The 8,975-nt window shown below is 65.1% G+C and carries 9 protein-coding genes; 4 read left to right on the top strand and 5 right to left on the bottom strand.

All coding sequences use genetic code 11. The features are described 5' to 3' along the window. The 3 genes from A985_RS23720 to A985_RS0100905 form a co-directional block, all read left to right on the top strand. Positions 1 to 1,081, top strand: a 1,081-nt coding sequence (locus tag A985_RS23720; protein ID WP_017231555.1) for a collagen-like triple helix repeat-containing protein, incomplete at its 5' end; no start/stop codon positions are given. A gap of 67 nt (positions 1,082 to 1,148) precedes the next feature. After that, positions 1,149 to 1,880 carry a MarR family winged helix-turn-helix transcriptional regulator gene (locus tag A985_RS26860; protein ID WP_017231554.1) on the top strand — a complete coding sequence of 244 codons (732 nt, stop codon included), beginning with the start codon at positions 1,149 to 1,151 and terminating at the stop codon, positions 1,878 to 1,880. 40 nt (positions 1,881 to 1,920) lie between these two features. Further along, positions 1,921 to 3,153 (top strand): collagen-like triple helix repeat-containing protein, encoded by a 1,233-nt coding sequence (locus A985_RS0100905; RefSeq protein WP_017231553.1) that lies wholly within the window; start codon positions 1,921 to 1,923, stop codon positions 3,151 to 3,153. Between the two features lie 421 nt (positions 3,154 to 3,574). On the opposite strand, the gene A985_RS0100900 is transcribed toward A985_RS0100905, so the two are convergent. Further along, on the bottom strand, positions 3,575 to 4,057 hold the full coding sequence (locus A985_RS0100900; RefSeq protein ID WP_017231552.1) for a DUF2147 domain-containing protein: 483 nt from the start codon (positions 4,055 to 4,057) through the stop codon (positions 3,575 to 3,577). A 176-nt stretch (positions 4,058 to 4,233) separates the two neighbouring features. After that, on the bottom strand, positions 4,234 to 4,884 hold the full coding sequence (locus A985_RS26855; protein WP_017231550.1) for a DUF2939 domain-containing protein: 651 nt from the start codon (positions 4,882 to 4,884) through the stop codon (positions 4,234 to 4,236). A gap of 258 nt (positions 4,885 to 5,142) precedes the next feature. Between A985_RS26855 and A985_RS0100885 the strand changes: the two genes are divergently transcribed. After that, positions 5,143 to 5,430: a hypothetical protein gene (locus A985_RS0100885; protein ID WP_157211310.1), complete on the top strand. Its 288-nt coding sequence runs from the start codon at positions 5,143 to 5,145 to the stop codon at positions 5,428 to 5,430. 39 nt (positions 5,431 to 5,469) lie between these two features. Here A985_RS0100885 and zapE read toward each other — a convergent pair whose 3' ends face one another. The 3 genes from zapE to odhB form a co-directional block, all read right to left on the bottom strand. Beyond that, the gene (gene zapE / locus A985_RS0100880; RefSeq protein ID WP_017231548.1) at positions 5,470 to 6,567 is read right to left on the bottom strand and encodes a cell division protein ZapE; all 1,098 of its coding nucleotides are present in this window, start codon (positions 6,565 to 6,567) and stop codon (positions 5,470 to 5,472) included. A gap of 93 nt (positions 6,568 to 6,660) precedes the next feature. Then, positions 6,661 to 8,088: a dihydrolipoyl dehydrogenase gene (lpdA, locus tag A985_RS0100875; protein ID WP_017231547.1), complete on the bottom strand. Its 1,428-nt coding sequence runs from the start codon at positions 8,086 to 8,088 to the stop codon at positions 6,661 to 6,663. Positions 8,089 to 8,185: 97 nt separating this feature from the next. Continuing rightward, positions 8,186 to 8,975: 2-oxoglutarate dehydrogenase complex dihydrolipoyllysine-residue succinyltransferase (gene odhB, locus A985_RS0100870; RefSeq protein WP_017231546.1), on the bottom strand; the 790-nt coding region annotated here is incomplete at its 5' end.

The raw sequence follows: 8,975 nt of genomic DNA, 5'->3' as shown, positions 1-8,975 counted from the left end.
CGGGAGCGGCGCTTCGGGCGGCACCTCGGGCACCCCGAATGCCGTCGGCACGACCGCCACCGGCGCAGGCGGCGTCGTGAGTTCCGCCGGCAACGTCGTCAGCGCCTTGGGCAATCAGGTTTCCAGCACCCAATTGCCGCTCGTGTCCACGCAAGCGTCGCAGGGCTTCGGCGGTGCGCTCACGCAGACCGGCAACGCCGTCACCGCCCTCGGCAACGGCGTGAGCAGCGGTCTCGGCCAAACGGGTGCCTCGGCGGATCCGGTCGGCACCACGCTCGCGAGCACGGGCAATGTCGTGACCGACCTCGGTCAGGCGGGCGTGTCGCTGGGCAGCGGCGTCGCCGGTGTCGGCAAGAGCGGTCCGCTGGCAGGCACGCCCGTCGATACGCTGACCGGGGCACTTGGCAACGTGGTCGCGACCGTCGGCCAAGGTGGCATCGCCGGCGGTGCGATCCTGAAACAGGCCTTCACGGGCGGCCCGGTGGTTCAGGCCACCACGGCGCTCTCGTCGGCCATCACGCCGATCACCAATGTCGTGTCCGACACCACCCGCACCGTGGGAATGACCACGGGCCTGGGCAGTCCGGTACAGGGCTTGCTGCAGACGGTCGGCGGCGGCGTCGCCACGGTCGGCACGACGATGCAGGGTACGTCATCGAACCCGGTCGTCACCGCACTCGGCAACACGGTGATTGCCACCGGCAACACCGTGGGTGGCGTCGGCACGTTCCTGAACGGCAGCACCTCCACCGGCTCGGCGAATCCGTTCGGATCGCTGCTGGGCAACCTGGGCACGACGACCGCAGGCGGTTCGTCGAACCCGCTCGGCTCGGTCACGGGATTGCTCGGCGGCCTCGGCGGTTCGGGCAGCAGCCCGCTCGCCCCGGTCACCGGCCTTCTCGGCGGGGTGAGTGGCGCCACGTCGGGCGGCAGCAGCAGCCCGCTGGCCCCGGTCACGAGCCTGCTCTCCGGTGTGACGAGCACGGCTGGCGGTAGCTCGGGCGGCGCAACGGGCGGTCTGACGGGACTGCTCGCACCGGTCACCAGCCTGCTCGGCAGTGTGGCCAGCGTCGGCAAGTAATCGCCCGTCCAATGGTGCGTCGCGCGAATCGCGCGCGCACCACGTGATTCATCGATAAGGAGATGCCATGGCCCGCTTCATTCCCGACACCAGCGTTCTGATGCGCGGTCATGGCGATTGCGCCCCGCAACTTTCCGAACCCGTCGCCATGCGCGACACCGGCAACGGGTTCGCCGCCGGCCACCGCCACAACACATACGGCGTCGATTCGGGCGCCGCCTCCGGGGCGACGTCGACGGCCTCCCCGCTCAACACATCGCACGGCACCATGAGCGACCGACACACGAACCGTAACGATCTCGTCGCCGGCATCGTCCGCTCGCTCGGACGCCGGCTCGCCGTGTACACGGCGCTGTATCACGCAGCGCTTGCCGAGCAGCTCGGCCTGAATGTCACCGACCTGAACGCGCTCGATCTCATCCTTGAAATCGAGTCGATTACCGCGGGCCAGCTCGCCGAACTCATGGGCGTCAGCTCGGGCGGCATCACCACGGTCATCGATCGGCTCGAGCGCGCGGGCTTCGTCGAGCGGGAGAAGAACCCGCACGACCGGCGCATGGTGATGATCCACCCCATCGAAGAGCGTTGCGCTCAGATCGAACAGTTCCTGTCCTCAGTCTCGCGCGAACTCACGGCGGTCAGCGCGGCATACGACCAGAGCGAACTCGCCGCGATTCACGATTTCCTGGTGCAGAGCATCCGCACCCTGAAGAGCGAAACCTTCCGTCTTCGCTTCGAGGCCGATCAGGACATCGCCGGTCTGGTCGCCAATGGCCGAAGTGCGTCGACCAAGGTCTGAGCGCACCTCGATGACCACGACCCCAACGAGGAGAAAACTCATGTCGAAGCTTTTGCGTCCCACGATGCTTGCCGTGCTGGTGGCGAGCATCGTCAGTGTTACCGGTTGCTCCAGTTCGGGCGGCGGCAGCGGCGCCACGGCGAACACGCCGACCAACCCGTCGGACCCGACAAATCCCGTCACGCCGACCAACCCCACGAATCCGACCACGAGCAGCGCCGGTGTCGTCAGTTCGGTCGGCTCGGTGGTGAGCGCGCTCGGCAATCAGGTCGCCGGCACGACGGTGCCGGGTGTAGCCACGCAAGCCACGCAGGGTTTCGGCGGCGCGCTCACGCAAACGGGTAATGCCGTCACGGACCTGGGCATAGGCGTGGGTAGCGGACTGGGCCAGCTCGGCACGTCCGGCACGAACCCGGTCGGCACCACGCTCGCGAGCACGGGCGGTGTTGTGTCCGATCTCGGCAATGCCGGGGTATTGTTCGGCAGCGGCGTTGCCGGCATCGGCAAGAGTGGCCCGCTGGCGAACACACCGATCGACACGCTCACGGGCGTGCTGGGCACCGCCGTCGCGACCGTTGGCCAGGGGGGCGTGCAAGGCGGTTCGGCACTCACTCAGGCACTGACGAGCGCCCCCGTCGTTCAAGCGACGACGGCCCTCTCGTCGGCCATCACACCGATCACCAATACGCTCACGACGACAACGCAGACGCTCGGCAACACCACCGGTCTGGGCACTCCGGCGGCCGGTCTGCTCGGCACACTGGGCGGCGCATTGAATTCGACCGGCGCGCAGGTCAAGGCGGCCGCACCGAACGCCGCTGTCGCAAGCCTTGGCAATCCGCTCATGGCGCTGGGCAACACCGTCACGAGTGCGGGCGGCCTGCTCTCAGGGACCACCAGCGCGACGCAACCGAATGCGCTCGGCAACGTGCTCGCCAACGTGGGGAACACCACGGTGACGCCGACCACGGCGAGCGGCAACAATCCGCTGGGCGCGCTCACCGGTTTGCTCGGCGGGCTGTCGAGTGCGACGGGCGCGTCCGGCAGCAATCCATTGGGGGCCGTCACGGGCCTGTTGGGCGGTGTGACGAGTCCCTCGGGCGCCAGCGGCGGTGCCGGCACTGCGCTGGCCCCCGTCACGGCGCTGCTGAACACGGTCACTGCGCCGCTTGCGACGCTGGCCAGCGTCGGTTCCGGTAGCACGAGCGGCACGGGCGGCGCAAGCGGCCTCCTCGCGCCGGTGACGGGACTGCTGGGCGGCGTGGCCAAATAAAGCTAGACGGCAGCGGGACAGTGACGAGACAGGGGATGGGAGAGTAGCGCGACGTACCGAAGCGTCGCAAGATCGCGAGAGGGGGGAACGTCGGCGGGGTGCAGGCCCAATGACGACGGCAAACCCGGACAGTGAAGCGACACTGGCCGGGCTTTGCCGTGTCTGGCGTCGAGCGGTCGCTCATTCCGACAGACGGCTGTGAACGTGATCGAAGTCGTCGAGGTCGGCGATCTCATGACACGTTGCGGCCACCGCGCTGTGACGTTGTTGCGTGTTGCGTTAGCGTCGCGCTCGCACGCCAACAAAAAAGACCCGGACGAGTACTCGTTCGGGTCTTCTTGCCTTGGGCGTCCTGCCGAATCTGCCTATCGCGCAGTGGCGGTGCAGACGAATCGTAGCAACGCCCCCGACGCGACGCCGATTACTGGTCTCGGATCCAGGTCTGCGTGCGACCGAGCAGCGAAATCCCGAGGTAGCCACGCACGTCGAGTTTCTTGCCGCCGTCGATCACGGTGATCTTGCAGCTGTACTCCATGCCATTTTCCGGATCGAGGATCTTGCCGCCGTCATACACTTCGCCATCCTTGCGGATGCCGCGAATGATCTGCATGCCCAGCATCTTCTGTCCCTTGCGCGCGTCGGTGCAGGCCGTGCACACACGCGCCGGATCGTCGTTTTCGCCAAGGCCCTTGGTGACGACGCCCACGTATTCACCGTCCTTTTCCGAGATCGTGACAAGCGCCTTCGGCTTGCCGGTGTTGTCGTCGATGGTCTTCCATACGCCGACCGGCGACATGTCATTGGCCGCGATTGCCGCCTTGGCAACGCCACCCAACAATGCCACTGCAACGAGCGCGTGCGCCCCCAGACGTCGCCACGACGTCGCGTTCGAAATTTGCTTCATGATTGTCATCCTCCCGGATACGGAATTGATTGTCGTAGGACTCACGATAGCCGTCATCACCGCACCGCTACTCGCGCGAGTCGCTTTGCAGATTACGCCAAAGGCGTAACGCCGTGCTGAGGAAGTCCTCTAGCCGAAATCGCCGCGCGCGCCGAGCGCCCGCCCGCCGTCGACGATTACAACGGCGGCAAGGCAATCGCGGTCAGACGCCACTGCACGAGATTGCGTCGCGTCAGCGTGAACGTCACGATGCGCGTCGGACGGTCGCTGCGCGACACATGGACAAGGAAATGATTGAAGTCCTGAAACTCGGTCCGCGTGGTGGTGCGCGGCGGTGTGTTGCCCGACGACGGCGACGCATCACCTGAGCGCGCGTCGGGCAAGTTGGCGGCATAGGGGTCGGCTGCGGCCGGCGGAGCCGCCAGCGGGGCGCTGTCCTGCGCCTGCGGTGCCGCATCGCGCGGCGCGGGCGCTCCGGGCGCTGGCGGCAATCCGGTGCTGTCACCCCGCAGCATGGCCGCCACCGCTTCCGGCGTGAGCAACGCCTCCACAACGCGATCCGACACCCACCCACCGAGCGCGAGGGCAAGGGCCCCGAAGGCGTTGCCACGCTGCTTGTCCATCTGACGCGAGAGTTCGTCGTGAAGACTCGTTTTCAGGCTTTCACGCACGGCCGGATAGTCGACGTACGACGACAGCGCCGCCGCATCGCGCGCATCGGCCGCGTCGCGCGCCCGCCACAACGTGTAATACGGCGTGCCGAAAAGTAGACCCAGCACGACAATCAGTGCCCCGAGGGATATCGCGATCCTTGACAGCTTACGCATGGCAAAACTCCGTCAATCAAACTGCGCATGGTAGGCGACGTACTGCAACTCTCCCCTGCTGGCTTACATTGCTTTACAAATCTTTACAGCAAGCGACGCCGCGCCCTTTTACTCTGGAAACGTGGCCGCAAATACGTGACACGTTCCGGCGCTCGCCCACTCGGCAGAGCATGGTACGTGCAGGGTACGCGGCAGTTCAACCGACAAGGAGGTGGCACCATGCGGCTCGCCCGACTTGTCCGGATGACGTGTTGCGTCATGCTGGCCGTCACCGCCCATGGCGCAACGGCACATCCGTGGTCGAACAGCCGGTTTTTCCAGAGTTGGTTTGCACAGGGCGCCGAGCGCCCCGACGGACGCGGCAATCACCGCGGCGGCGCACGGCCTGAACCGTCACGGCCGCCGCCTCAGGCCGTACGGCCGCAGGGCGACTTGCGCGGCGACATCTACAACCATCTGCGCGAACAGCGGCAAGCGCCCCCGCCACCGCCCGCCGACGCCCCGCGTGGGCGCGATCATGGCGATCGCGGCACGCGCTCACGCTGAGCGCAAACCCGCGAGCGGTCTACACGCGGCGCGCAACGCTCAGGTGAGCGACGTATCCACCACGCGACGCGGAGCTTCAAGATATTCCAATGACTGCATCTCCACCAGACGCGACACCGTCCGAGCAAACTCGTTAGCGAGCGTGCCCTCCACGTACAACTCCTCGGGCGCGACTTCCGCCGACATCAGCAGCTTGACCTTGTGGTCGTAGAAAACGTCGACGAGCCATGTGAAGCGGCGCGCCTCCGACGCCATGCGCGGCGTCATCTTCGGCACGTCCGATAGCACGACGGTGTGGAAGCGGTTGGCCAGTTCGAGATAGTCGTTCTGCGAACGTGGGCCCCCGCACAACATATGGAAGTTGAACCACACCACGCCGCCCGCGCGACGCAGGGCCTTCAGCTCGCGCTGCTCGATATGCAGCACCGGGCTCTCGTCGGGAACCCCGGCGATCTCGGCAAACGCCGCACGCAGCGCTCGATTCGCCTCGTTGCCAAGGGGATAGTGATAGACCTGCACCTGCGCCAGCGTGCGGCGTCGATAGTCGATGCCGGCGTCGACATTGAGCACGTCAAGCTTCTCTTCAAGCAGCCGGATCGCAGGCAGCACGCGATCACGATGCAAGCCGTCCGGGTACAGCGTGTCGGGACGATAGTTCGACGTCATCACGAACTGCACGCCGTTCTTGAACAGCTCGGCAAGCAGGCGGTGAAGGATCATGGCGTCGGCCACATCGGAGACGTGGAATTCGTCGAAGCAGATCAGGCGATACCGCTTGGCGATGCGTTTGGCCAATTCGTCGAGCGGATCGGGCTGCCCCTTGAGCGCCTGCAACTGATGATGCACCTCACGCATGAACTCGTGGAAATGCAGACGCGTCTTGCGCTGCAGCGGCACCACCGAGTAGAAGCTGTCCATCAGGAAGCTCTTGCCACGGCCCACCCCGCCCCACAGATACACGCCCTTGGGCAGATCGGGATGCACGAGCCACTTCTTGAGGGTGCTCGAACGCCTGGCCTTGTATGCCGCCCATTCGTCGTAGCACTGTTGCAGACGCTCGACGGCGCGCTCCTGCGCCTCATCGGGCTCGTAGCCGCGCGCGGCCAGTTCCTGTTGATAGTATTCGCGAACGTTCATGCGGTGCGGCGACCGGCCGGGGGGCAGAGGAAATCGGGGAAAAAACAAAGGCGAGTTGCCTCGCCTTTGATCGTACTGTCAGCGTAAAGCGACTTACTTGTTCAGCGCGCGCTTCTCGACATCGAGGGCGGCTTCACGCATCACTTCCGACAGCGACGGGTGCGGATGACAGATACGGCCGATGTCTTCCGACGCCGCCTTGAACTCCATCGCCACCACGGCTTCGGCAATCAGGTCCGAAGCGTTCAGGCCGATCACGTGCACGCCGAGGATCTCGTCGGTCTTGGCATCGGCCAGCACCTTCACGAAACCGTCCGACGAGCCCATGCCCAGCGCACGGCCGTTGGCCGCGAACGGGAACTGACCCGGCTTGAACTCACGGCCTTCGGCCTTCAATTGCTGCTCGGTCTTGCCGACCCAGGCAATTTCCGGGGACGTGTAGATCACCCACGGAATGCAGTTGTAGTCGATGTGCGGCTTCTGGCCAGCGATGACTTCCGCCACCAGCACGCCTTCGTCTTCGGCCTTGTGCGCGAGCATCGGGCCACGCACCACGTCGCCGATCGCGTACACGTTCGGCAGCTTGGTACGGCAGTGGTCGTCCACCGGAATGAAGCCGCGCTCATCGGTCGCCAAACCAATGTTGCCCAGGCCGAGGTCATCGGTGTTCGGCACGCGGCCGACCGACACGATCAGACGATCGACGTCGAGCGTCTTGGCGTTGCCGTCCTTGTCCGTGTAGCTGATCGTGACGTTGTTCTTGCCGGTCTTGACCTCGCCGACCTTCACGCCGACGTTGATGTCCAGTCCCTGCTTCTTGAACTGCTTGGCCGCTTCCTTCGCAACGCCGGCATCGGCCGCCGCCAGGAATTCCGGCATGGCTTCGAGCACGGTGACTTCGGCACCCAGGCGGCGCCATACCGAACCCAGTTCCAGACCGATCACGCCGGCGCCGATCACGCCCAGCTTTTTCGGCACAGTGTCGAACGAGAGAGCACCTTCGTTATCCGAGATGAGCTTGTTGTCGACCGGCATGCCCGGCAGATGACGCGCCTTCGAACCGGTAGCGATGATGATGTTCTTTGCCGTGACGGACTCGGCCTCGGCACCCTTCACATCGATCTGATAGCCGCCGTCGTTCTTGGCAATGATCGTGCCGTGACCCTTGAGCCACGTGATCTTGTTCTTCTTGAACAGGTATTCGATACCGCCCGTCATCTTGTCGACGATACCCTGCTTGCGCGAGAGCATCTTCTCGATGTCGATCTTGACGTCCGACGTGGTGATACCGTGATCGGCCAGGTGATGACCGATCTTCTCGAACTCTTCCGACGAGGCGAGCAGCGCCTTCGACGGAATGCATCCGACGTTCAGGCAGGTCCCGCCGAGCACCATCTTGCCGGCCGGGTTGGTCCATTTCTCGACGCAAGCGACCGAGAAACCGAGTTGGGCGGCGCGGATGGCGGCAATATAACCACCGGGGCCGGCGCCGATTACGACTACATCAAATTCTTTTGCCATTTTGATTGTGACTCACTGAAGGTAGACGGCAGGGGGAGGCGCGGCGCGCCGGCCATGCGAAGATGGCCGGGCAGCGCCGCGCAATGCGCGCTATCGCTTACAGGTCGAGCAGCAGGCGCGCCGGATCTTCCAGCGCTTCCTTCATGGCGACGAGGCTCAGCACGGCTTCGCGACCGTCGATGATACGGTGGTCGTAGCTCATGGCCAGGTAGTTCATCGGGCGGATGACGATCTCGCCGTTCTCCACGACCGCGCGGTCCTTCGTGGCGTGCACGCCCAGAATGGCCGACTGCGGCGGGTTGATGATCGGGGTCGACAGCATCGAACCGAACACACCGCCGTTCGAGATCGAGAACGTACCGCCGGTCATTTCTTCGATCGACAGCTTGCCGTCGGCCGCCTTCTTGCCGTATTCGGCGATCTTCTTCTCGATGTCGGCCAGGCTCAGCTGGTCGGCATTGCGCAGAATCGGCACCACCAGGCCACGCGGCGAACCGACCGCGATACCGATGTCGAAGTAGCCGTGGTAGACGATGTCGTTACCGTCGATCGAGGCGTTCACGGCCGGGTACTTCTTGAGCGCGTGGACCGCGGCCTTGACGAAGAACGACATGAAGCCCAGCTTCACGCCGTGCTCCTTCTCGAACTTGTCCTTGTACTTGTTGCGCAGATCCATCACCGGCTTCATGTTGACCTCGTTGAACGTGGTCAGAATGGCGTTGGTCTGTTGCGATTGCAGCAGGCGCTCGGCGATACGGGCGCGCAGGCGCGACATCGGCACGCGCTGTTCCGGACGGCCTTCAAGCGACGTGTCGCGGCCCACCGAAGCGGCCACCGACGGCAGCGCGGCGCGCGGGGCCGGTGCCGGGATCGACGATGCGACGGCA

This window comes from Pandoraea sp. B-6 (assembly GCF_000282835.1).
Lineage (GTDB): Bacteria > Pseudomonadota > Gammaproteobacteria > Burkholderiales > Burkholderiaceae > Pandoraea > Pandoraea cepalis.
Note: the sequence above shows the minus strand (reverse complement) of the source record. Positions and strands in the feature narration are given on the sequence as shown.